This is a genomic window from Fibrella rubiginis, from assembly GCF_017353185.1.
Taxonomy (GTDB): domain Bacteria; phylum Bacteroidota; class Bacteroidia; order Cytophagales; family Spirosomataceae; genus Fibrella; species Fibrella rubiginis.
Genome location: NZ_JAFMYV010000003.1, coordinates 446976 through 469788 on the forward strand (window position 1 = coordinate 446976; position 22813 = coordinate 469788).

Below are 22813 nucleotides of genomic sequence, written 5' to 3' on the forward strand. Positions count from 1 at the left end.
TGGTCGGAGTATTGGTGAAGGGCTGATAGAACGCAGATCGTTATGGTGATTATGATTCAACATGATCTCAGCTAATCATAACGATCTGCGTTCTATCAGCCATCGTATGGCAGTGAACTCTACGGAACCGCCACAACCCGGTCAAGGGCAGCGCGTTTTACGAGTACGTCTTCACGGGCGAGCGACTGTTGAAGTTGGGCGGTAAGCCGGTCGTTTTGCACCCGCAGAAACTCAATCAATAGGGCTTGTCCGTTACGGTATTTGCTGTCTATAATCCGAAACGTTTGTTCGGCGTTGGCCACGCCCGACTGCGTGGCCACCAGGCTTTCGTTGGCTGCGTCGAGATCGTAAAAAGCCTGCAACACCTGTAGCTGAATCTGCCGCTCCAGTTCGGCGAGGCGGGTTTGGAGCAGGCCCGTCTGAATTTTTGCCTGTTGAATTTTCGAGCGTTTTTCGTAGCCCCGAAACAGATCCCACTGCAAACCAAGCTGCGCTACGGCATAGGCCTGATTCCGAAACGTGTAGCCAAAACCTTGAAAACCCGCATTGCCGCCCACATACAGATTCGGAATCAGAGCGTTGGCCTCGTTCAGCTTCACCGCCGTTTGTGCTGCCGCCAACGAATAGGTTAACTGACTCACCTCCTGTCGGTTGCGCACAGCCGCCTGCTGCATGTCGGGCAAACCATTTTCGGCAGAAGGGGCCTTAACCAACGCCAGTGTCGAGTCGATCTGAATTGGGGCGGCAAGGTCTCGGTTGAGCAGGAAGTTGAAGTAAGCGCGGGCGGATTCACGGTTTTTTTCGGCTACTGCCACCTGCTGATCTACTTTGCTTAGTTCGTACCGCGCCTGCGACACGATCTCTTTTGTCGCCACGTTGTTAGCCACAAGTTTCTCATTCAGCCGGGTTAGTTCGCGCAGGGTGCTGCGGGCGTTGTCGTAGATGCGGAGACCTTCCAGCGTTTGCAGATACTGGTAATAGGCCGTCTGTATTCCGTACCGAATCTCGTTTTCAACCACCCGCTTCCGCGCTTCCTGCGCTGACAGCAATTGCTTCTGAATCAAATAGTTGTACTGGACATCAGTATTATAGACTGCGTATTGTAGGGTGAATTTCGTGTCGTGAAAATCATTCGGGGCCAGCAATTGATTCACGTTCGGAATATTGGTTGGGAATCGGTCCTGGCCTGTCAGTTTGTTGAGCGTGGCATAGGCCGGATTGAGCAGATCGCCCACCGGGAACTCCAGCCGTCGACCACCCGCTGCCAGCGAATAGGTGGGGTTGAACGCCACGCGGGGGTAAAATAGCGCCTTCGCTTGCGTCAGCGACTCGGCTACGCGCCTGAGCTCATAGCCCTCCTGTTTCAGCGTTAGGTTGTTTGCCAGTCCTTCCTGCACATAGCCATCCAGCAATGTAGGCTTGCCGGGAAGTGGTTGTGCGGCTCCTGGTAGCGAACCGATAATCATGAGCAATAAGACATATAATCGCTGCTTCATAATCGCATCTTATTTACTGAACATCGTTTAGTGAATGGCTAAATTTTTTAGAGCGACTTTCGCAGACTATCGCAAAACAGCGCAAAGGCCTGTTCCATCAATTCGGCCCGGCGTTGGTCAGAAAACATATTCATCCGCTTACGGATAAAGAGCGCCGTGTAGCCATGAATCGTACTCCATATCATCATAGCAGCCACTTCCGGGTCTTGCGGCTGAAAAATGCCTGCATTGATGCACTCCTGTACCACCTGCACCAGCATATTAAACGCAATGCGCCCCTCCGACCAGATTTCCTCACGGCATTCAAGCGTATCCATTGGTGCCGTGATAATAAACATAACGTCAAATAGCTCAGGGTTTTCCATGGCAAACTGCGTGTATTTCCGCCCCATCATTACCAGCTTTTCAAACGGGTCGGTCATGCTCACGATGGGTTGAAACTCCTGCATCATTTTGCTAAACGCCTGCTGATGAATGGCATACATAACCTCGTTTTTGTCCTTGAAATACAGGTATATCGTTGCCGCGCTGTATTCGATCTCTTCGGCTATGGCCCGGATGCTTAACTTCTCAAACCCATTCAATACGTACAGGTGCCGTGCCGCGTCTACTATTCGCCGCCGCATGTCTTCTTTCTCTCGCTCTTTCCGTTCTACGATTCCCATAAGTCATTACTTAACGCATCAAACATACTGAACACTGTTTAGTAAGAGCAAAGTTATTGAGTAAACGGTCATGTAGGGGCGGCCCATCGTGGCTGCCCGCTTTCGGCTCAAAGGGCCGCTGTTTTGTGCAGAAACATTACAGGCGGTCCTTTGGGCCGAGAGCGGGCAGCCACGACCGATTCGGGTATGGCCCGCCCCTACAGATTAATCTTTTCCCGTTATTCGCTGTCTAACTGTCGTGAATACCAACATCATGAAACCATTCCTGCTGGTTCTCCTGCTCGGAATCGTTACCCTCCCCGTCTTTGCCCAACGTGCGGCAACGGGTTATACACTCGGCGAGGTCGTAGTGCCTTTTTCGTTGAAAAACGTCGATGGTCGAACAATCTCGCTGAACGAATACAAAACGCAAAAGGGCGTTATCGTCATTTTCACCAGCAATCACTGTCCTTTTTCGAAAGCCTACGAAGACCGCATGCTGAACCTTGACCGGAAATTTGGGCCGCAGGGATACCCCGTATTGGCTATCATGTCGAGCGATGCGAGCGTATATGAAGAAGATTCATTCGAGCAGATGCAGTCACGGGCAAAGACCAGGAACTACACGTTTCCCTACCTCACCGACGATACGCAAGGGGTCGCGAAGGCGTTTGGTGCCACACGTACGCCGCAGGTATACGTGCTGAAACGATCTGGCGAACGCTTCACGGTAGAGTATATCGGCAGCATTGATGATAGCCCACAGGACGCCACCAATGTGCAACGCGCTTATGTAGATGAGGCCGCCACCAGTCTGCTGGCCGGCCGACCCGTGGTGACACCCCTGACGAAAGCTATCGGTTGTGCAATAAAAATGAAATAGTGGGCAGTCTTGCCTTCGCTAGCGTATTGCACTGGCGTAAGCAAGACTGCTTATCTATTTCTTCCTGGCATGGTCGTTGTCTGTTAAATTGGCGTTAAACCAAAATTCACAACGGTTATGAAAAAGCATACACGCTCATTCGCCTCACTACTCTGCATTGGCCTGCTGGCTACATCTATGACAGTTCTGCAAAGCTGCAGTTCAGATGGAAAAAAGGAATCACGTACAGAAGACGCTATGGAGCGCACCGGCGACGCCGTTGCTGCCGACTCTAAAGACGCTGCCGCCGACGCAAAACAAAATGCGGATGAGGCTGCTGACAAAACCAAAGAGAGCCTCGATGAGGCTGGCGACAAGGCCAAAGCCGCTGGAAATGAGGCCGCCAGTGATTTCAAGCGTGAGCGCGACGAGGCTGTGGCTGGCATGAAAAAGCAGCAAGCCAAGCTCGACAGTGATATTGAAGAAATGAAGGCTGATATTAAGCGTCAGGGTGCTAAAGCCAAAGAAAAATCAAAAGAGCAATTGGCTGAGGCTGAGCGGAAACGCAAAGAACTAGGCGAAGACATCGACAAGGCCCAAAACGCCACCGCCGACGCCTGGAAAGACATTAAAGCTGGTTTCAAGCAGGCTGGCCGGTCAATCGGTGATGCCTTTGACAAAGCCGGCAACAAGCTCGACGGCGACGGCAATCCGAATCAGTAAAAGAGTTCAATGTTTAAAGTCCAATGTCTAAAGCGGTCCGCCGCTGCGGTTGCTTCGCACTCATCTTTGTGTTGTGCGAAGCAACCGCAGCGGCGGACCGCTTTAGACATTGGACTTTAAACATTGAACTCTTTTCCCCTTTTCGTGGAAAAAATCCTACATCGGCGTTAACGTTAACACCTCGCCGACTTTGCAGTCACGAACTAATTTTGTGCCTTCCTGGGGTTGGCCGTTCAGGCGGAACTTACCCTCGAAAGGAAGCATCAGGGTGAGCTTGCCGCCTGCCAAACTCTTCACGCGTACTTCTGTTACGGCTCCTTCTTTTACCGTGGCCCCAAGCTGAAAAGCACCCTCGGCCCGCACATCATCGAACTTCAGATTTTGCCAGGTACGCGGGCGGTTGGGTAGCACGTAGATAGCCTCGTCGCGGCTTTGCACCAGCAGTTCCAGCACGGCGTTGAGTGCGCCAAAGCCAGCGTCGAGTTGCATGATCTCGCGGTTTTGCTTTTCGGTCTCCCAATCCGGCGACCCCAGCAGGCTGGTGCCGTTGGTATTGGCGTTGTGCAGTGTACCCCGCCCCTCATTCACGTAATTTTCTTTCCAGTAGTGGAGCCACTTGATGGCGGCGTCGGTTTGGCCGGTGCGCATCAGCAGCGTAGCCGCCCAGGGCAACGACCAGCCCGACCAGCCACCCGCCCCCTTGAACCGCCAGGCCTGTAGGGTGTTATCCACCATTTTGCGCTCGGTGGGGTTGCTTAGATCAATTGTGGCAAAGGGATATACGCCGCCCAGATGTGAGTGGTGACGGTGGCTTTCGATCAGGTCCATACCTTCCCAGAGCGCAATTCGCTTGTTGCTCAGGCTCCACTCGTCCATGTATTTCCCCTCGAAAGTAGAATAGGCAGGTAACCGTTTATCAACGTCGGCCCAACGGGGGTCAACGGGTTTACCAAGAGCGGCGGCGGCTTGTGGCAGAATACGACAAATACGGTGTAGCGCTGCCAGTTGAAAGGACGCATCGCGCCCCCACGCGTTCATTTCCGCCCCCCGGTATTCGGGACTTACCGATACTGGCAGGCTAAACCGCTTGCCGCCGTCGTCGGTAGACACTTCTTCCAGCATGGCGAAGTACCCTTCAAAGGCGCCGGTCAGCAAAGGCCAGGCCGTTTGGCTAAGCATCTGCGGCGCGTCGGGCTGATCGAGCCCGTAGCGGTAGTTCTGCCAGGCCATCATGGCCATCCAGGCGGTACACGCATGGTCGATAGTACCGGTCCAGAACGTACCCACCACCCGGCAGCGGTCGTCTACGGCGTGGGGCAGCATCAGCGCGCCGGGCCGACCAAAAAACGCTTCGCCGTTCTTTTTCAACTGCGGCATCCAGCCGTTGATCATCCGCCAGAGGGGTTTGAAATTCGCCAGCCGGTTGGTTGCCAGAGCGGGCGTGTAGATCATCTGAACGTTGATGTTGAAGTGGTAATCGTTACTCCAGGGTGGCAACTGATAATCTTCCATAAACGACCCTTGCAGTGTGCAGGCCAGCCCGTTTGGCGAAGTAGAAATGGCCTGTTTGTATAGCCCATAGTCAATAATTTCCTGCAACAGCGGGTCGGGCAGGGCAATGCGCGGCACCACTTTGTAATAACTGGTCCAAAACGTGTCGACGTTGGCAATAGCCGAGGGGGCTCTATCCAGCAGGGCCTGCATAGCGGGGTAGTCGAACCGGCGGGTCTTGCGGTTGTAGTAGAGGTTGCTGGTCTGGATGTAGAGGTGTTGGTCATTGACCAGATCATACCCCACCAACAGCGGGTCATCGTCGGGCAGGGGCTGGATGAACGCGCCTTTTCCGCCGTAATCTTTCACCACCCACTGCGGCTCTTCAATGCCTGCCGCCCGGAGTTGCTCGGTCACAAAGGTGTAGTGCGGGATAAGCTTATAGGTCAGTTTGCCACGCAGATCTTTCGGAATTTCCAGTTCAGTCACCTCCAGGCTAGCCGCCTGTCTGATGTTCAGCACGTGGCTCACCTGCTGGGGGTCGCGCACTATAATTTGCAGTAAACCCCTGTCTGTAAACAAATTACCATACTGAATGAGCCAGCCATCGGGCAAGGTCACGTCGAGCCGCCCGCCACCCAACTGCTGCGGATGCCCCAGCGACTGGCTAGCCGAACGGGGCACGGCAAAGGCGGCGGTAATGCCTGCCTTGTCGCCCGCCTGAAGTTTACTTTTCAGGTCGGCGTAGGTGGTTTTGGCCGAAAATTCGTTGCCGCCCCGGTGGTCCCAAAACCCTGACCGGCTGATGGTGATGTGCAACGTATGCCCCCCACCCCAGACCATGATGCCCTGGGTGCCGTTTCCCAGCAACACGCCCGTATGGGGCCGGGGCAACGGAAACTGCCACGTCAATGTACGCGGTGGCGTTTGGGCAATTGCCGAAAAAGCCGTGATGAGTAAAAGAAAGAGAAATTGCCCGAAGCGTGCCGGAAGGTAAAGTGAATGCATAGATCAAAAGTAGCATTCAGGGCGGCGTTGAAACAAGAAGTGCTGATTTACGATTTACGATGTACGACTTACGATTTGTTGCTTACACCAGAAACAGATGCGTAAGCAACAAATCGTAAGTCGTACATCGTAAATCGTAAATCTCTTGCCGCTCGTAACGCTCACGATCCTGAAATTTGCCCCCGGCGACCGGTACCGGGCTTTTGCCAACATGGGTCGGTGGCTAATGAAACCATTTGATGAGGTGGGGTTGCGGTTTCAGAAAATGATGGGTACGGGGAAAAACTTTGGCTTCATCCCCGACTTTTCGCAGTACGTTTTCCTGGGTGTCTGGCAGGACGAGGCGTCAGCAAACGCGTTTTTCACGTCAGAAAGGTGGCAGCCATTTTTACCAAAAGACACACACGGTATCAGCACGTTGTACCTGCAGCCGTTTAAGTCGCACGGACTTTGGGACGGTGTCAACCCGTTCACCCCAGACAAGGCACTGCCCCCACCCGACCCTGCCGCACCCGTGGCCGTGCTCACCCGCGCCAACATCCGTCCCGGTGCCCTCCTCGATTTTTACCGCAACATTCCGCAAGCCCGCCAGCGCATTGCCGATCAGGGCGATAACCTTCTGCTAGCCATGGGCGTAGGCGAAAAACCGCTGGTACAACAATGTACCATCAGCGTCTGGAAAAACGCCGCCCTCGTTGATCAGTTTGCCTACCGACAAAGCGGCCACCGCGAGATTGTGAAGAAAACCCGCGACAGCAAGTGGTATTCGGAAGAACTCTTCGCCCGGTTTTCAGTGCTGCGGATGGAAGGAGAAATTAGTTTAAGGTTCAAGGTCTAGGCGACCCTCTCTAAAGTTGTTTCGTGCTATGCCGAAACGAAGCAACTTTAGAGAGGGTCGCCTGGACCTTGAACGTCGAACCCCGCCCTTTTTGGCCCCATTCTTGTATCCCAACGGGAAAGATTGTTATTTTGCGGGCTAAATTCGTGTAGAACCGAAATGTCATTAATTAACAAAATCCGTGAACGTTCGGGGTTGGCCGTCGGCGTAATTGCCGTCAGTTTGATCCTGTTTATCGTAGGCAGCGACTTGTTGGGAGGCCGGAGAGCACTCTTCGGCGGCAACAGTCAGGAAGTGGGAGAGATTGATGGGAAGACCATTGATAATCAGGATTTTCAGGCCAAAGTAGAGCAGGCCCGCCAGCAGTATCAGCAGCAGGCTGGCCGCGCTCCGAGTGAGCAGGAAATGGGTCAGATTCGGGATCAGGCCTGGAATGAGTTTATCTACGAAATCGCCTACCAAAAGGAATTTGATAAGCTCGGCCTGACCGTTTCGAATGACGAGCTTGTAGACATGGTGCAGGGCGATAACATCAGTCCCGAAGTTCGGCGCAGCTTTACCAACGCCGCCGGCGTATTTGACAAAGCGCAGATCCTGACGTTCCTGAAAGGTTTGAACAGCCGCCCTGTTGAAGAGAAAGTGCAGTGGGCCAACTTTGAGCAGGGATTGAGCACGAGCCGCCTCCGCGAGAAATACGCTAACCTTATCCGGTTGTCGTCATTCGTAACCACCGCTGAAGCCCAGAAAGAATACACAGCGCAGAATACCAAGGCCGACGTGAAGTTCCTCTACGTGCCATTCCAATCGGTGAATGACACGACCGTGAAAGTCACTGATTCGGAACTGGAAAGCTATCTAAGCAGCCACAAAGACGAATACCCCGGCGCTGATAGCCGCACGATTCAGTACGTAACGTTTGCCGTGAACCCGTCGAAGGAAGACAGCGCGTCGCTCTACAACGAGATCAAGACACTGGCCCGCGGGCTGGGTGCAGCCAAAAACGATTCGACGTTTGCCCGCCAGAACTCCGATGAGCAGGTGCCCCTTTACCAAACTGCCGGGCAGATGCCGGAGCAACTCCGCGCCGCCATTCCTACGTTTTCGCCGGGTGGTGTATACGGTCCTTTCCGCGAAAAGAACACCTACTTCATTTATAAGTATGGCGGTACCAAGCGTGATACCAGCTTCACGGCCCGCGCCAGCCACATCCTGATCAACGCGCCTAAAACGGCGTCTGATTCGGTGAAAGCACAGGCCCGTCGTCGCGCCGAAGGCATTTTGAAGCAGATTCAGGGTGGTGCGTCGTTTGAGGCACTGGCACAAACCAACAGCGACGACGGTTCGCGGGATTTGGGTGGTGACCTGGGTTACTTCAAAAACGACCACCGGATGGTGAAGCCATTTGAAGAAGCCGTTTTTGGTCAAAGCACCGCCGGTCTGATTCCCCGTTTGATTGAAACCGATTATGGCTACCACATTATTAAAGTGACCGAGCCAAAAACAAACCTGCTCTATCGCGTGGCGGGTATTGGCAAAACCATTACGCCAAGCGAAGCCACCACCAACGAGGCCTACCAGAAAGCGAGTCAGTTTGCCGCCAACAGCCGCACGAAAGATGACTTCGACGAGAACGCGAAAAAGGACAAACTCGTGGTAGCCAACGCTGAGCGGATTCCCGAAACGGCCAGCAGCATCAATGCGCTGACAGATGCCCGTCAGATTGTACGGTGGGCGTTCGATAAGAAGACCGACATCAACGCTGTGTCGGAGCCGTATCAGGTAGGTGAACAGTACGTGGTAGCTGTGCTGACGGGCAAAACCGACAAAGACAAAGTAACCATTGATGATTACCGCCCTGAACTGACCGCCAAAGTGCGTAACCAAAAAAAGGCAGATCAGATTCTGGCCAAGTTGGGTAATCCCAGCGGTCCGCTTGAGACCGTTGCGCAGAAGTACGGTGCCGGTGCCATTGTTGAAACTGCCGACGATATCAACCTGTCGACGGGCTTTTTGCGCAGCGCTGGTGTCGATCCTGTAGCCCTGGGTAAGACTTTCGGCCTAAAACCTGGTAAGCGTTCAAAGCCTTTTGCGGGCGAAAGCGGCGTGCTGATTGTGGAGCCAACCCGCATTACGCCCGCCCCCAACGTGGCTGACTACGCCATGTACCGCAATATGATTGAGCAGAATGGATTCCAGCGGTCCCAGTTTTATGCTAACGAAGCCATCCGCGATGCGGCCAAAATCACCGACAACCGCGCCAAGTTTTATTAATGGCTAATGGAGCGGGGCGCATAGCCTGATTTTGCCGCGACGGCAGACCGTCCATTTACACCAATCGAAAGGCCCCCGCTGTGAAGCGGGGGCCTTTTTTTGTTAAACCCATGAAGTTGAAAGAAAACTTATGTGTTTAGTTCTCAGCCAGATACTTATGCACGAAGCTGACGGCCATTGCGCCTTCGCCTACGGCTGAGGCCACACGGGCCATGGCACCAGAGCGCACGTCGCCCGCCGCGAAGATGCCGGGGCTGCACGTTTCGAGGGAAAACGGTTCGCGTGACTGTTTCCATATCTCGCGATAGCGGACGTTGTTGATCAGGTCACGGCCCGTTTGAATGAACCCTTTGCCATCGCGAATGATGTCCATTTCAATCCAGTCGGTGAGGGGTTTGGCACCAATAAAGATGAATACCCCCCCTGCCTCGGCTTCGCGGCGTTCTTTAGTATTTAGGTCTTCGAGCACAATGGCGGTCAGTTTATCATCGCCTTTGCCTTCCACAATCTCGGTGCAGGGCAACAGGTGGATGTTTGGTGTGCGCTCAATCTGGTCAATCAGGTACTGCGACATGGTGTCGGACAGGCTTTGGCGGCGGATACAGATGTATACGTCGGAGGCGGTGCGCGAGAGGTACATGGCCCCCTGCCCTGCCGAGTTTCCTCCACCCACCACATAGACCGGCTGCCCTTTGAAGGCGTAGGCTTCGGTGGTGGCGGCACCATAGTAAACCCCCGCGCCGGTGAACTTGTCGAGGCTTTCGGTCTCCAGCTTTCGGTAGGAAACACCCGTACTGAGCAAAATAGCCCGCGTCACGACCTCGCTCCCGTCGGCCATCTTTATGCGCTTATACTGCCCCTCCGACTTAATTTCGGCCACCTCCTGCGGTACCAAAAACTCCACACCAAAGCGTTTTGCCTGCGAAATAGCCCGCTGGGTAAGTTCGGCCCCGCTGAGCCCATTGGGAAAGCCAAGGTAATTCTCGATGCGTGAACTCGTACCTGCCTGCCCACCCGGCCCGCGTTTATCAATCAGGATGGTACGCAGCCCTTCCGACCCTCCGTATACCGCCGCTGCCAGCCCGGCAGGCCCTGCTCCAATAATGGCCAGGTCGTAGAGCGCTCCTTCTGCTTTTGAACTAAGACCCAGTTTTTCACCCAATTCCTGAATGGTAGGATGTGCCAGCGCGGTGCCATCACCGAGCACAGCCACCGGCAGGTCAGCGGTGGTCAGGCCGTGGGTATCGAGCAGTGACTGGGCGCGGTCATCAGCTTCAACATTAAGCCATCGGTACGGAAACAGATTCCCTGCCAGGAAGTCTTTCAGTTCGTGCGAATCCCGTGAAAACTGGTACCCAATTAAGCTTAAACCCTCATAATCAGGCACATGTCGCTGTTTCCAGTCTTCCAGCAAGCCATCCAATACCGGGTATAGCTTTTCTTCGGGTGGGTCCCAGGGCTTGTTGATGTAGTAGTCGAGTTGTACTTCATTGATCGCCCGCACGGCAGCGTCAGTGTCGGAATAGGCCGTGAGCAGGGCTTTTTTGGCACCGGGGAATACCTTCCGAGCCTCTTTTAAAAATTCAACGCCCAGCATGTCGGGCATTTTTTGATCTGACAAAAACAGGGCAACGGTTTCTCCTTTTTTCTTCAAATCAGCCAGCGACGCCAACGCTTCATGAGCCGACGATGTAGTCAGGATTCGATACTCTTTACGGTACTGCGCCCGCAAATCGCGACGCAGGGCTTCCAGTACCGGTTCGTCGTCGTCAATAGCCAGAATAATAGGTTGTTTCATGGGGTCAAGTAGTGAATGAGCAATTGAGTGAGTAGTAGGACCGGTGCGCGAAAGCTGCTGCGCAACTATTCACCTATTCGCTCATCTACTCATTAGAAATGGGTATACAAATCGTGAACGTTGTTTCGCCTGGTTTCGACGCCACTTTGATACTGCCGTTGTGATGGCGGATCACTCCCTGCACCACGTCGAGGCCCAGGCCAGAGCCTTTGCCAATGCCTTTGGTAGTGAAAAAGGGTTCAAAAATCTTCTGTTGGATACCATCGGAAATGCCCGATCCATTGTCGGTGAAGGTGGTGTAGACAAACTGTTCCCGTTCTACATAACTGCGAATGGCAAGTGTACCGCCCGTGTCAGGAGCCGCGTCGATGGCATTGTCGATGAGGTTGGTCCAAACCTGATTCAACTCACCGGGCCAGCCCTGAATGGTAGGCAGGTCATCGGGAATATCGACCGTGACAGCCACGTTTTTCGACCGAATTTTGTGGCCCAGTAACGTAATTGTGCTCCGAATACCATCGGCCAGGACTACCGCTTCGCGGCCACCGCCCCGGTCCATGTGCGTGTATGATTTGATAGACGCAACCAGCGTGGCCATCCGTCCCGAGGCCTCACCAATATCAACGACGAGTTTTTCGGTGACCAGGTTATTGTTTACCCACCCCAGTACACCCGCCACGTTTTCGGGGCCAACCTGTTCGAGTATGAAGTCCAGATCAGCTTCGGTAAAGCGAAATTCGGCCAGTGAGTTAGCCAGGTCAGGGCCGTTGGGTACCTTCTGGTCGTCGAGCCAGTCGGTCAGGTCATCTTCCAGACTACTCCGTTCCAGCATCGACAGCGGGGCGGTTTTGTTGTCAAGCTTCTCAAACAGCCACTCATTGACCACGTCGGTCTGCTCGTCGGTCAGCGCCATGTGCATGATCTCTTTGAACCGTTCGGGTGTGGCGCGCATATGGTTGCGCAGGGCGTCGGCGTTGCGCACAATAGCCGAAACCGGGTTGTTTAGTTCATGCGCCAGTCCTGCCGACAGCCGCCCTAACGAAGCCAGCTTCTCTTCTTGTTGCGCCTGTTGGGTAAAATTGCGTACGCGGTCGGTCATTTGCTGCACCAGTGCTGCCGTAAGTTCGTAGCAGGTAGTAGCCATGTCGCGAAGGTGGTCACGATGTAGTTCCAGCATCCGTGCGTCGGTATCAACCGTTACCGGCTGTACGCCTTCAGTCAGGCGGGAGTAAGGCAACACACCCGTAATGGCTGGGGCCGTGTAATGCAGCAATTCGTCAGGCTCAGCGCCGATAGTCACCTCGCCAGTCAGCAACAACCGCAGGTGATCAATGGGGTCGCCTGGTTTATGAAGCAGATGACCAGCCGGGTATTTTTTCTCTTCAGCATGGTCCAACAGCCACTGTAATTGCTCATCGGGTACGGCTTGCAGTGCAGGAAAAGCGGTCAAATCGGCCAGGTTAGCCATAGGGCAATAGGTGAATAACGGATATGTCTCTGTAACACGCTGCAACTGAACGTGGTTGGCTCTGGCGTTTTAAATTATTGCGCAACGAAACAGTTTGGCCAACGATTTGCGGCTGACAAAGCATGAGGCGCACTTAGGGAACGGTAGCAGAATAGTGATAACTACCCGACTACCTACCTTATCTTTGTTGTGCAGCCTGTCTTTATCCACCAGACTGAGCTGCGGCTCTGCGCTTGCGCTATGCCTTTTTTAGATCCTTACACGGCCGTGCTCGACACCCGTGCGGCGGCCCATCTACTGCGCCGGGCCACGTTTGGGCCAACCCAGGCTGAGATTACCCAGTTTACGGGGCTGACTGCCGCCCAGGCCGTTCAAAATCTTCTCAACAACGCCGTTACCACGCCCCCACCGCCCGTGGAAATGGACGAAACGGCAGCAAATCCCGGCCAGCCATTTCTGGATAAACCTTTCAACGGCGACCGTAATTTTCAGTTCGGTCAGTTTATAAAATACTGGTGGCTGGGCCTGATGACGCAGCAGACCGCCCCCCCGTCGCTGCTGGACAAGCTCACGCTTTTCTGGCAAAATCACTTCGTCACTACCCGCGAAGTGGTCGACGATTACCGGTTCGTGGATCGCTACCTGCGGCTCTTGCGAGCCAATGCGCTGGGTAATTTTCGCACGTTTGTGACGGCCGTTACCAAAGACCCGGCCATGTTGCGGTACTTAAACGGCAATGAGAACGAGGCCGGTAAACCCAACGAAAACTATGCCCGTGAACTCCAGGAGCTGTTTACCTGCGGTGCGTTCGACCCGGCGGGCAACAAAAATTACACCGAAGACGACGTGAAAACCGCCGCCCGCGTGCTGACCGGCTGGCAGTATACCAACTTCTGGACGGTGGGCTCTACTTCGTTTGATACTGTGTTCGTGCCCGCCAAGCACGACACAACGGCCAAGACGTTTTCGGCCAAATACAACAGCACCACCATTGCGGGCCGAAGTGGAGCCACGGCGGGCGATCTGGAACTGGCCGACCTGGTGACGATGCTGCTGAATCATCCACAAACGGCCAAGTTCATCTGCCGCAAGCTTTACCGATGGTATGTAAACCCCAACGTTACGCCTGACATCGAGACCAACATCATCGAGCCACTGGCCCAATTTTTCGCCTCGGCGGGCAACAACTGGGCCATTCAGCCGGTGGTAGTGAAGCTGCTGAACAGCCAGGCCTTTTTCGACGAAGCTAACCGGGGAGCCATCGTGAAATCGCCCGCTGAACTGCTGCTGGGTTCGGTGCGGTTTTTCAATCAGCCCGTGCCCAATATGACTACCGACTACGTGGCCTTTCGGAAACTATTCGAGTTTTTGCACTGGCGGATGCAGAATCTGCAAATGAATACGCTCGACCAGCCCACGGTCTTTGGGTTTGAGCCGTATTTCCAGACGGGCTACACCAAGAACTGGATGAACACCACCACCGTGGCCCTGCGCAACGATTTCACCGACGCGCTCATCTGGCGGTGGTATGAGGTGAAGCCCGGCTACAATCTGGGCGTGGATGTGCTGGCCTGGGCTACGTCACTACAACCCGACTTCGCCAACGTAAAATCGACCACCAACCCCACCGGCACCGACCCCATTTCGTGTGTGCAGGTACTGGACGCCTTCTTGGTTAACCTGTTTGCTACCAGCCTCTTTCAGACCCAGAAGGACTTTCTGATCGACAAAATTATGATGCAGGAAATCCCCCGTACGTCCTGGAATTTCGAATGGAATGCCTACCGCGCTGACCCTACCAACTCATACCGCCGCAACGTGCCTACCTGGCGATTGCAAAACCTACTGCGCTACCTCCTCCGCATGGCGGAGTATCATGTGTTTTAAGGAGGAGGAAAGGAGGAAGGGTTGTAACACGGAGCTACACAGAGGATTCACGGAGGCACACGGAGGTTTATTTTTTGACCCGAATATTAGAAAGCTCTATGTGCCTCCGTGAATCCTCCGTGTTACAACCCTTCCTCCTCTCCCCCTTCCTCCGTTTTTCCTTTCCTTCTCATGAATCGTAGAAACTTCCTCGCCGCTGCGTCGGCCTATACGCTGCCGGTGATGCTCAATGGCTTTGAGCTAAAGGCCATGACCGGGCAGTCGGCATTGGTGCAATCGCTGATGGCGAGTGGAGCCGTGCAGGATAGCCTCGTGTCTGACCGGGTGCTGGTGATTGTGTACCTAAACGGGGGAAACGATGGACTGAATACCGTCATTCCCGTTGACCAATATGCCACCTATCAATCGCTTAGGAGTAACATTGCCCTGCCGCAAAATACACTGCTGCCTTTAGATGGCACGTCTACGATGGCCTTCCACCCATCCATGACCGGCATGCGCGACCTGTATAATTCGGGGCGGCTCACGGTACTTAATTCGGTCTCCTACCCCAACCCCGATCAGTCGCACTACCGGTCGACGGATATCTGGATGACAGCCGCCGACGCCAACGTAAACCTGACCACGGGTTGGTCGGGGCGGTATCTGGAAGATCGGTTTCCAGGCTATCCGGTGGGCTACCCCAACACGCAGATGGAAGACCCGCTGGCTATTCAGATCGGCTACAACGTCTCTACGGCGTTGTTGGGCAGTCAGCAGTCGATGGGCATTGCCATCAACGACCCGAAGAGTTTTTATGAACTGGTGGGCGCAGGCGGCAGCGTATCGCCCGCCGACGTGCCAGGTGGTGAGGCGGGCAATCTCATCACGTTCATCCGGCGGCAACAGGCGTTGGCAGTAGGCTACGCAGGCGAAATAAAAAATGCTTTCGACGCGGGGCAAAACCTGAGCACATACCCCGCCGAATCGGTACACAATGACCTCTCCGACCAGCTCAAGATCGTGGCGCGGCTGATTCACGGAGGCCTGAAAACCAAAATATACTTCGTCTCGCTGGGCGGTTTCGACACCCACTCGGGGCAGATTCTGTATAACGACCCCCGCATTGGCCCCCACGCTGATTTGCTGGGCAAACTGTCGGCGGCACTGTGGTCGTTTCAGGAAGATTTGCGTTTGCAGGGCACTCAGGATCGGGTGGTAGGCATGACCTTCTCCGACTTCGGGCGGCGAGCCAACTCCAACGCCTCGGCGGGTACAGACCACGGCGTGGCGGCTCCGCAATTTATGTTTGGCACGGCCATGAAGCACCGCACCCTGGGCCAGAATGCCAACCTCTCGGACCTGATTGTGAGCTACGGCAACAACAAAGACATCAAAATGCAAATCGATTTCCGCCGCATCTACGCCGACATTCTGAAGGACTGGTTCGGCGCGGGGCAGCCCAAAACCGATTCGCTGCTGCTCCACAATTTTCCCACACTCTCCATCTTCTCAGACGTCTGCGAAACCGTGGCCTCCGGTGCCTGGACCAACCCCGCTACCTGGACCGTGGGCCGCGTACCCACCGCCACTGAAAACATCCGCGTCAACGCGGGTCACGTAGTCACGCTGGGCCAAAACACCACTGTCCGCTCACTGAAGCTCTACGGCAAAATCACTTATTCGCCGGGGGTACGGTTACGTATTACGGGGTAAGAGCCTGTATATCCTGGGGGCCTCTGATAACGTCGACAATGCCAGACGAGAGTTCAGCTTCGGGCCAGGCATAGATCATCTGTCCTTCCAGTAACGGCTTGACCGGATTGACAAAAGCGCGTATCTGAAACCGTACACCTATACTGCTTTTATCACTGTTACCGGTATAGATCGGGACTCTCCAAGTACCATCATCGGACACCATGGCCGGATCCTGAACGTAATACTCAGGATGTTTTGGGTTGCGAATGACAAGCCAAACGAGCTCCGCATGAGCTACTTTTCCTTGAGCAATCATAATCCGGGGGACGGTCATACCACTGGTTGGGCTGGTAATGACCAGGCCACTCGGCGACAACGTTGAGCGGTAGTATTTAACCGCTGCATAGGCAAGCAGGCCCGCACCGCTTACCAAGGCAGCCACAAGCAGGTTACGCCGGCTAACCCGGCCGATGAAAGGCTTGTCTGTGGGTATTGTCGCTGGCTGAGGTTCCTCTGGTACTATATGGGGGCGCGCCGTTTCGGTGGTTATATTTCTCGGCTTTCCCCAGGCGTATAAATAGCAGGCGTTGATGACCTTTTCGTCTTTAAGGATATACCCTTCGTGGAAAACTTTGGCAAATACTTTTGTGCTGGGAATAGCCGCTATCGCCTCCTGCATGTCAGCCTGCCCATGACTACTTAACTCTTCCTGGAAGGATTTGCGTAAGTGCTCGTAGGGTACCGGATAACTATTGAATTTGAGCACCGGGTACTTTCCCGGTTTCGCCAAACGGTACGATTCGTACTTTTTCCTGATGCCTTCTGTCAGGATAAGCATTTCACTATCAGTCATGTAAATCAGATTTCGGGTGCGGGTATAAAGAAGGAATAAAAAAAGGAACAAAATAGGAATAAGCCATACATACCTGCCGGTAGTCAGGCAAATAGTTTTGCCCGGATGCTCATGGTCATCAACCGCCATGGCAAATCAGCTCGCTTAGCTTTCCGCCTCTACCACACCTGTAAAGTCTATGAAACAACAGTACACCTTTCTCTCGATGCCTGTCAGTACTTGAAGGCGAATGCCCCCCCAAACAGTCCCGTAGGGATAACGAGGGAAGCCTATTTCACAACATTGAAACCCGTCTCATTAGACGTTGACGTCAACCTTTCACACCCGTTTCCCGAACAGCCCCTTTCGCTTCTTTACCGGCTCCTTTTTCTGCGGAACGGCTTTGGGTTCGGGTACTCTTGCCAGCGTGGCGAGCTGGCGGCTTTTGATGGCGTAGGTTAGCACGGGCGTGGTGCCTTGCCCGCCGGTTTTGCCGGGGCGCACGTCGGAGAAATAGAGCGCGAAGCCAATGCGGTCGGGGTTGGTCAGGAAGGTATAGATGGTGGTGATCAGGTTATTCTCTACCGAAAATTGCGTTGTCAACTGATCGCCTATCTTACTGGCTTCCAACACAATGCCATCTTTTTCGTCGATCTGATATTTACCAGCGGCGGCATCAACGGCTACGAGTTCATAAAGCCGGGCGGCCTGTTGGCCATATTGAATCGTGAACGTGTATCGGTTTTGGACACCCCGCAATGAGTCGAGTATAATGCGCATGGGCACCTGTTGCGGATTTGGGCTACCCACCGGTGTGATCTGAAGTGTGCCCTGCCAAACACCGAGATGGCTTTTGGGAAACGACAATTGAGCCTTGGCCGTACCGGTGATCAGCAGAAGAAAGAAAATTAGGTAGCGCATAACGTGTGGGTAAGGGCGGCACAGGGGGCCGGATTTGTTTGTAAATTTGGTAAGTAAACCGAATTTCTTACGTCCCGTTTATGAAAAAACAGTTTCTTCTGGCTGCCGCTTTTGCTTCGGCAGTGAGCGGTGTAGCCTCGCCGCCCAAAACACCGGTCCGCAAGCCGCAACCCGCCGGATCAGCCGCTACGTCATCGGCTGCGCCCGTCCGCAAATTCATCGACCCGGCCAACATGGACAAGCAGGTGAAGCCGGGCGACGATTTCTACGAATATGCCAACGGCAACTGGCTCAAAACCAGTAAAATTCCCGACTCGAAAACCTCGTGGGGGAGCTTCACCGAACTCCGCGAACGCAGTGTGGAAGCCATGCGCACGTTGCTCGACGAGGCGGCGAAAAATCCACAAAAAGGTCGTTTGCAGCAAATGGTGGGCGATTTCTACGCCAGCGGCATGGACAGCGTCACGATTGAAAAGCGCGGTTGGGAACCCCTCAAAGGTGATTTTGCCCGCATCGACAAACTCAACTCGCTGCCCGCCGTGCTGGATGAACTGGCCCTGCAACGTCGGCAGAGCAACGGCATGCTGTTTGGCTTTTTTGTGGCGCAGGACCGCAAAAACGTCAACAAGTATTTGCCCCAATTCGGGCAGGGCGGCACCACGCTTCCCGACCGTGACTATTACTTGAAAAACGACGCCCGGAGCACCAAAATCCGCGCTGCCTACCGCGACCATTTGACCAAGATGTTTGGTCTTATCGACGATGCACAGGCGGCGCAGGATGCCGACAAAATTATTCAGCTTGAAACGGCCCTGGCCCGTGCGCAGATGGCCCGCGTTGACATGCGCGATCCATACAAAACGTATAATAAGCTGACTATTAGCGGCTTTAATGCGATTACGCCGCACATCAACTGGACCGATCACATGGCCAAGCTGGGTGCTACGGGGCAAGACACGGTGCTGGTGAGTAACCTGAATTTCTTCAAAGCCGTCGACAGCCTGCTGGTGGCTACGCCCATCAATGACATCAAAACGTATATGCGCTGGAACCTGCTAAAGGGAGCCGCGCCGTTTCTGAGTTCGCCGTTCGTGAAGCAGAATTTTGTGTTTACCAGAGAGTTGACCGGGCAAAAGCAGGAAACGCCCCGCTGGCAGCGCATGAGCAGCCTCATCGACGGTACGCTGGGCGATCTGCTGGGGCAACTGTATGTGCAGAATAACTTCAAGCCCGAAGCCAAAAAGCGAATGCTTACGCTGGTTGATAACCTCGAAGCGTCGTTTAAAGAGCACATTTCGGGGCTGGAGTGGATGAGTGCCGATACGAAAAAGAAAGCCCTGAACAAGCTCGTGTCGTTCAAACGTAAAATTGGCTACCCCGACAAGTGGAAGACCTACGACGGCGTGACAATCCGGCGCAACGATTTCTACGGTAACGTAGAAGCTGCCGGGCAGTGGGCCTACCAGTATATGGTGAACCGCCTGGGCAAACCCGTTGACCGCACGGAATGGGGCATGACGCCACCGACGGTGAATGCCTACTACAACCCCGTCAACAACGAGATCGCGTTTCCGGCAGCCATATTGCAGTTTCCCTTCTTCGATGCTGACGCCGACGATGCCATCAACTACGGCGGCATTGGCGCGGTGATTGGTCACGAAATGACCCACGGTTTCGACGATTCGGGCCGCCAATACGATGCCGACGGCACCCTCCGCGACTGGTGGACGGCAGACGACGCGACGAAGTTTAAGCAGCGCGCCGGACAGGTGGAGGCCCAGTTTTTCGGCTACAAAGTACTCGATACACTGGCCGTGAATGGTAAACTGACCCTCGGCGAGAACCTCGCTGACCTCGGCGGGCTGGCCATTGCCTATGATGCGTTTAAGAAAACCCCCCAAGGCAAGGGCAACACGGCCATTGACGGATTCACGCCCGATCAGCGGTTTTTCCTGTCGTGGGCACAGATCTGGCGCATTAAGGTTAGGCCAGAAACGCAGGCGCAGTTGATCCTCACCGACCCCCATGCCCCCGGCCAATACCGGTGCAACGGCCCGATTACCAACCTCGACGCGTGGTACCAGGCCTTCAACGTGCAGCCCGGCAACAAGCTCTACAAAGCCCCCGATCAACGCATTCGGGTGTGGTAATCGCGTAGCTTCAGTATGCCTGGGGTATTCTCAGGGCGGGAAACTATCCCACCCTGAGAATACCCCAGGCATACTGAAACGTACCTTGGCCATCCAGATTGACCTCAGTTCAAATGATTGCTACCTTTAATCGTAAGAGGAGCCACTGCCCAACAGACAGTGGCTTTTTGTTTCCCTTAACAAGTCTCAACCACCTTCAATACCCAGCATCATGAAATTAGTGGCCGGCTGCTCGCTCCATTTCGAGGTACAGGACGAATCGCCCCTGGTGCTGATGTTGCGGCCCCGGTCGGGTGCTGGTCAGTGGATCATCAGCGAAACCTACGACCTGGTGCCGCCTGTGCCGGTAGTCGAGTATACCGACCTCTACGGCAACCTGTGCCAGCGCATGACCGCCCTGCCGGGGCCATTCGAGATTCACACCGAAGCCACGGTACAAACAGCCGAAGACATCGACGTAGACCCCGGTGCGCCGCTGACACTGGTGCAGGACCTGCCCGACGATGCCCTTTTGTTTGTGATTCCCAGCCGCTATTGCCCGTCCGACCAGCCTGCCATCAGCAAAAAAGCGATGGAGATCGTGGCTGACGTGACCCCCGGCTACGATCAGGCCGAAGCTATCCGACGGTGGATCAACACGAACATAGCGTACCAGTACGGCGTGAGCGACGCCACCACATCAGCGCTGGATACGCTGCAACACGGTAAGGGTGTATGCCGCGATTTCACGCATCTGGGCATTTCGTTTTGTCGTAGCCTGAGCATTCCCGCCCGCATGGTAGTAGGTTATCTGTACGACCTGAAACCCATGGACCTCCACGCCTGGTTCGAAGCTTATGTGGGTGGACGCTGGTATATTTTCGATGCCACCCAGACCGAACCCAAGGGCAACCGTATCACCGTAGCCTATGGACGCGACGCTGCCGACGTGGCGTTTATGACCCAATTTGGCCCCATGACCCTCACCCGCATGGACGTGTGGGTACGCACTGATGATGGCACCGACGAGTAGTATTATTGGCCTCGGCTGGCTGGGCACACCCCTTGCCGAGGCCCTCCTGGCTGCGGGGTATCAGGTGCTGGGCAGCACAACCACGCCCGAAAAAGTGGCTTTACTGAGCCAAAAAGGCATTTTAACCCACCAACTCACGCTGAATCCGCAGCCCGATGGCGGGTTAGCCCCGCTGCTCGATGCAGATGTGCTGGTGGTAAACGTTCCCCCAAAGGCAGGGCAGCACGGCGATGCGTTTCACCCCGAACAGATGCGGCTGCTGGCGCAGGCCGTGGCCCAGTCGCGGGTGGGGCATGTGATTTACGTGAGTTCCACGTCGGTTTATCCCGAACTAAACCGCGAGTTGTTCGAGGCAGATGTGGTCACGCCCGAGCAATCGGCAGCGCCACGGCTGGTAGAGGCCGAACAGCACTGGCTGGCCTTATCGGCACAGAAAACGATTACGATTGTGCGTTGCGGTGGCCTTATGGGCGGTCAGCGGATTCCGGGAAAATATGTAGCGGGAAAGCAGGTTGATAGCGGTGCAGTGCCAGTCAATTATATCCACCAGACAGATGCCGTTGGGTTATTACTGGCGGTTATCGAGCAGGGATTAACGGATGAATCCATGCGGGGTACCTTCAACGCCGTAGCCCCGCAACATCCTACTCGTGAGGCCATTTACCGGAAAAGCTGCGCTGACTTTGGCTATGCCCTACCCACCTTCGTAACACCCACCGAACCCGTACCCTTCAAACAAATCAACGGCGACAAACTCACCGCCGCCACAGGCTACGTCTTCCAGTATCCTGATCCACTCTTTTTCACGTACAACTGAGGTAAGAGCAGAGAAGTAAGAGCCAAGAACCAAGAGTAGGCCCACTCACTTCCTGGCTCTTACCTCAGAGTACCCCATACTCCTTCGATACACTTTCTTCGGAAACGCTGCGGGCCAGCACCTCCGACGAGGCCATGAACGCAATGATGCCTACACCCACTTTGTTGATCACGTCGAACACGGAGAAACTAATGTGTATCCAGTCGTTATCGACCAGCGGGAAAACCGAAAGGATATAGCCAATAGGATAAATGCCCCAGGTCGTAACCGACGTCAGCGCCATAAGCCTGAAGGCACGCTGCTCTTCGGGTAGTGCCTGCTGCCGGTACCGCTGCCAGAACCGAAACAGAATGATGGGTATAATGAAGTAGAAAATGGTCGAAATGGCTCCCCAGAATAGTTTGGCTCCTACAATGACAGCGCCGTTGGCCAGTACCTGCTGCTCACCCACGTAGCCCGTAACCACCATTAGAAAATCGGCTAACAGGAGGATCGTGATGGCTCCCGGAGCCTGCACAAACTTAATTCGCAACATCTGACTCGTTTTCAGCAAAAGCAGCGGCGTGGTCACAGCCCAGTCGATATAACGGAGTTGGTTGATGGCCGTAAACGAACCTTCCTGTAACAAACCCGCCGCCAAAGGGTCATTTGTGGCCGCTACCTGCGTCAGCATATGGCGGTAGTAATCCTGAATAAAGAAATACGACAAACCCGCCACGGCCGCGATAATGGCCGTCAGCGTGCGCGAATCGCGGTGAACGGGCGCTACGCTGTTACGGGTTGCCAGGGCAAAAATGAAGTTGCCCACAAACGCATAGAACGTAACAAGCATAAAAAACCAGGTGAGCACGGGTAAAAGGCCGACTTCCCCGGCGAGGGGTAGAAACTGATTATCGAATTGCATAACGTTGGCTAAAA

The 22813-nt window shown here is 54.5% G+C and carries 17 protein-coding genes; 9 read left to right on the forward strand and 8 right to left on the reverse strand.

The features are described from left to right. Positions 1 to 119 precede the first annotated feature (119 nt). Together J2I47_RS08770 and J2I47_RS08775 are read right to left on the reverse strand one after the other, a co-directional pair. Positions 120 to 1496 carry a TolC family protein gene (locus tag J2I47_RS08770; RefSeq protein ID WP_207364181.1) on the reverse strand — a complete coding sequence of 459 codons (1377 nt, stop codon included), beginning with the start codon at positions 1494 to 1496 and terminating at the stop codon, positions 120 to 122. A 47-nt stretch (positions 1497 to 1543) separates the two neighbouring features. After that, entirely contained in the window at positions 1544 to 2161 is a 618-nt protein-coding gene (locus tag J2I47_RS08775; RefSeq protein ID WP_207364182.1) for a TetR/AcrR family transcriptional regulator, read from the reverse strand. A 253-nt stretch (positions 2162 to 2414) separates the two neighbouring features. Between J2I47_RS08775 and J2I47_RS08780 the strand changes: the two genes are divergently transcribed. Next, on the forward strand, positions 2415 to 3023 hold the full coding sequence (locus tag J2I47_RS08780) for a thioredoxin family protein (RefSeq protein ID WP_207364183.1): 609 nt from the start codon (positions 2415 to 2417) through the stop codon (positions 3021 to 3023). Between the two features lie 117 nt (positions 3024 to 3140). Then, positions 3141 to 3725: a sll1863 family stress response protein gene (locus J2I47_RS08785; protein WP_207364184.1), complete on the forward strand. Its 585-nt coding sequence runs from the start codon at positions 3141 to 3143 to the stop codon at positions 3723 to 3725. Between the two features lie 156 nt (positions 3726 to 3881). Here J2I47_RS08785 and J2I47_RS08790 read toward each other — a convergent pair whose 3' ends face one another. Then, positions 3882 to 6224 carry a glycosyl hydrolase family 95 catalytic domain-containing protein gene (locus tag J2I47_RS08790; protein ID WP_207364185.1) on the reverse strand — a complete coding sequence of 781 codons (2343 nt, stop codon included), beginning with the start codon at positions 6222 to 6224 and terminating at the stop codon, positions 3882 to 3884. Positions 6225 to 6369: 145 nt separating this feature from the next. On the opposite strand from J2I47_RS08790, the gene J2I47_RS08795 reads away from it, so the two are divergent. Both J2I47_RS08795 and J2I47_RS08800 read left to right on the forward strand, forming a co-directional pair. Then, the gene (locus J2I47_RS08795) at positions 6370 to 7062 is read left to right on the forward strand and encodes a DUF3291 domain-containing protein (protein WP_207364186.1); all 693 of its coding nucleotides are present in this window, start codon (positions 6370 to 6372) and stop codon (positions 7060 to 7062) included. Between the two features lie 159 nt (positions 7063 to 7221). Then, positions 7222 to 9333 carry a peptidylprolyl isomerase gene (locus J2I47_RS08800; protein ID WP_207364187.1) on the forward strand — a complete coding sequence of 704 codons (2112 nt, stop codon included), beginning with the start codon at positions 7222 to 7224 and terminating at the stop codon, positions 9331 to 9333. Between the two features lie 136 nt (positions 9334 to 9469). On the opposite strand, the gene J2I47_RS08805 is transcribed toward J2I47_RS08800, so the two are convergent. Both J2I47_RS08805 and J2I47_RS08810 read right to left on the reverse strand, forming a co-directional pair. After that, complete coding sequence (locus J2I47_RS08805) at positions 9470 to 11131, reverse strand: NAD(P)/FAD-dependent oxidoreductase (protein WP_207364188.1); 1662 nt, start codon at positions 11129 to 11131, stop codon at positions 9470 to 9472. Between the two features lie 85 nt (positions 11132 to 11216). After that, the gene (locus J2I47_RS08810) at positions 11217 to 12599 is read right to left on the reverse strand and encodes a sensor histidine kinase (protein WP_207364189.1); all 1383 of its coding nucleotides are present in this window, start codon (positions 12597 to 12599) and stop codon (positions 11217 to 11219) included. Positions 12600 to 12839: 240 nt separating this feature from the next. On the opposite strand from J2I47_RS08810, the gene J2I47_RS08815 reads away from it, so the two are divergent. Together J2I47_RS08815 and J2I47_RS08820 are read left to right on the forward strand one after the other, a co-directional pair. Beyond that, positions 12840 to 14486: a DUF1800 domain-containing protein gene (locus tag J2I47_RS08815; RefSeq protein WP_207364190.1), complete on the forward strand. Its 1647-nt coding sequence runs from the start codon at positions 12840 to 12842 to the stop codon at positions 14484 to 14486. 171 nt (positions 14487 to 14657) lie between these two features. After that, on the forward strand, positions 14658 to 16181 hold the full coding sequence (locus J2I47_RS08820) for a DUF1501 domain-containing protein (protein WP_207364191.1): 1524 nt from the start codon (positions 14658 to 14660) through the stop codon (positions 16179 to 16181). Here J2I47_RS08820 and J2I47_RS08825 read toward each other — a convergent pair. Continuing rightward, positions 16171 to 17145 (reverse strand): hypothetical protein, encoded by a 975-nt coding sequence (locus J2I47_RS08825; RefSeq protein ID WP_207364192.1) that lies wholly within the window; start codon positions 17143 to 17145, stop codon positions 16171 to 16173. The genes J2I47_RS08820 and J2I47_RS08825 overlap by 11 nt on opposite strands. A gap of 189 nt (positions 17146 to 17334) precedes the next feature. Then, positions 17335 to 17916: a hypothetical protein gene (locus J2I47_RS08830; RefSeq protein WP_207364193.1), complete on the reverse strand. Its 582-nt coding sequence runs from the start codon at positions 17914 to 17916 to the stop codon at positions 17335 to 17337. 80 nt (positions 17917 to 17996) lie between these two features. On the opposite strand from J2I47_RS08830, the gene J2I47_RS08835 reads away from it, so the two are divergent. From J2I47_RS08835 to J2I47_RS08845, 3 genes are all read left to right on the forward strand, one after another. Next, complete coding sequence (locus J2I47_RS08835; RefSeq protein WP_207364194.1) at positions 17997 to 20066, forward strand: M13 family metallopeptidase; 2070 nt, start codon at positions 17997 to 17999, stop codon at positions 20064 to 20066. 211 nt (positions 20067 to 20277) lie between these two features. Further along, entirely contained in the window at positions 20278 to 21078 is an 801-nt protein-coding gene (locus J2I47_RS08840) for a transglutaminase family protein (protein WP_207364195.1), read from the forward strand. Continuing rightward, a complete protein-coding gene (locus J2I47_RS08845) occupies positions 21059 to 21895 on the forward strand; it encodes an NAD(P)H-binding protein (RefSeq protein ID WP_207364196.1) in 837 nt (278 codons plus the stop codon). The genes J2I47_RS08840 and J2I47_RS08845 overlap by 20 nt, the downstream gene beginning before the upstream one ends. 64 nt (positions 21896 to 21959) lie before the next feature. Here J2I47_RS08845 and J2I47_RS08850 read toward each other — a convergent pair whose 3' ends face one another. Then, on the reverse strand, positions 21960 to 22799 hold the full coding sequence (locus J2I47_RS08850; RefSeq protein WP_207364197.1) for a bacteriorhodopsin: 840 nt from the start codon (positions 22797 to 22799) through the stop codon (positions 21960 to 21962). Positions 22800 to 22813: the final 14 nt, after the last annotated feature.

Bases quoted from the DNA above. Each gene is read 5' to 3' on its own strand.
- J2I47_RS08825 (WP_207364192.1), bottom strand. From the start codon at position 17,145: ATGGCGGTTGATGACCATGAGCATCCGGGCAAAACTATTTGCCTGACT.
- J2I47_RS08805 (WP_207364188.1), bottom strand. From the start codon at position 11,131: ATGAAACAACCTATTATTCTGGCTATTGACGACGACGAACCGGTACTG.
- J2I47_RS08810 (WP_207364189.1), bottom strand. From the start codon at position 12,599: ATGGCTAACCTGGCCGATTTGACCGCTTTTCCTGCACTGCAAGCCGTA.
- J2I47_RS08785 (WP_207364184.1), top strand. From the start codon at position 3,141: ATGAAAAAGCATACACGCTCATTCGCCTCACTACTCTGCATTGGCCTG.
- J2I47_RS08840 (WP_207364195.1), top strand. From the start codon at position 20,278: ATGAAATTAGTGGCCGGCTGCTCGCTCCATTTCGAGGTACAGGACGAA.
- J2I47_RS08790 (WP_207364185.1), bottom strand. From the start codon at position 6,224: ATGCATTCACTTTACCTTCCGGCACGCTTCGGGCAATTTCTCTTTCTT.
- J2I47_RS08800 (WP_207364187.1), top strand. From the start codon at position 7,222: ATGTCATTAATTAACAAAATCCGTGAACGTTCGGGGTTGGCCGTCGGC.
- J2I47_RS08845 (WP_207364196.1), top strand. From the start codon at position 21,059: ATGATGGCACCGACGAGTAGTATTATTGGCCTCGGCTGGCTGGGCACA.
- J2I47_RS08830 (WP_207364193.1), bottom strand. From the start codon at position 17,916: ATGCGCTACCTAATTTTCTTTCTTCTGCTGATCACCGGTACGGCCAAG.
- J2I47_RS08835 (WP_207364194.1), top strand. From the start codon at position 17,997: ATGAAAAAACAGTTTCTTCTGGCTGCCGCTTTTGCTTCGGCAGTGAGC.
- J2I47_RS08775 (WP_207364182.1), bottom strand. From the start codon at position 2,161: ATGGGAATCGTAGAACGGAAAGAGCGAGAGAAAGAAGACATGCGGCGG.
- J2I47_RS08815 (WP_207364190.1), top strand. From the start codon at position 12,840: ATGCCTTTTTTAGATCCTTACACGGCCGTGCTCGACACCCGTGCGGCG.
- J2I47_RS08820 (WP_207364191.1), top strand. From the start codon at position 14,658: ATGAATCGTAGAAACTTCCTCGCCGCTGCGTCGGCCTATACGCTGCCG.
- J2I47_RS08850 (WP_207364197.1), bottom strand. From the start codon at position 22,799: ATGCAATTCGATAATCAGTTTCTACCCCTCGCCGGGGAAGTCGGCCTT.
- J2I47_RS08770 (WP_207364181.1), bottom strand. From the start codon at position 1,496: ATGAAGCAGCGATTATATGTCTTATTGCTCATGATTATCGGTTCGCTA.
- J2I47_RS08780 (WP_207364183.1), top strand. From the start codon at position 2,415: ATGAAACCATTCCTGCTGGTTCTCCTGCTCGGAATCGTTACCCTCCCC.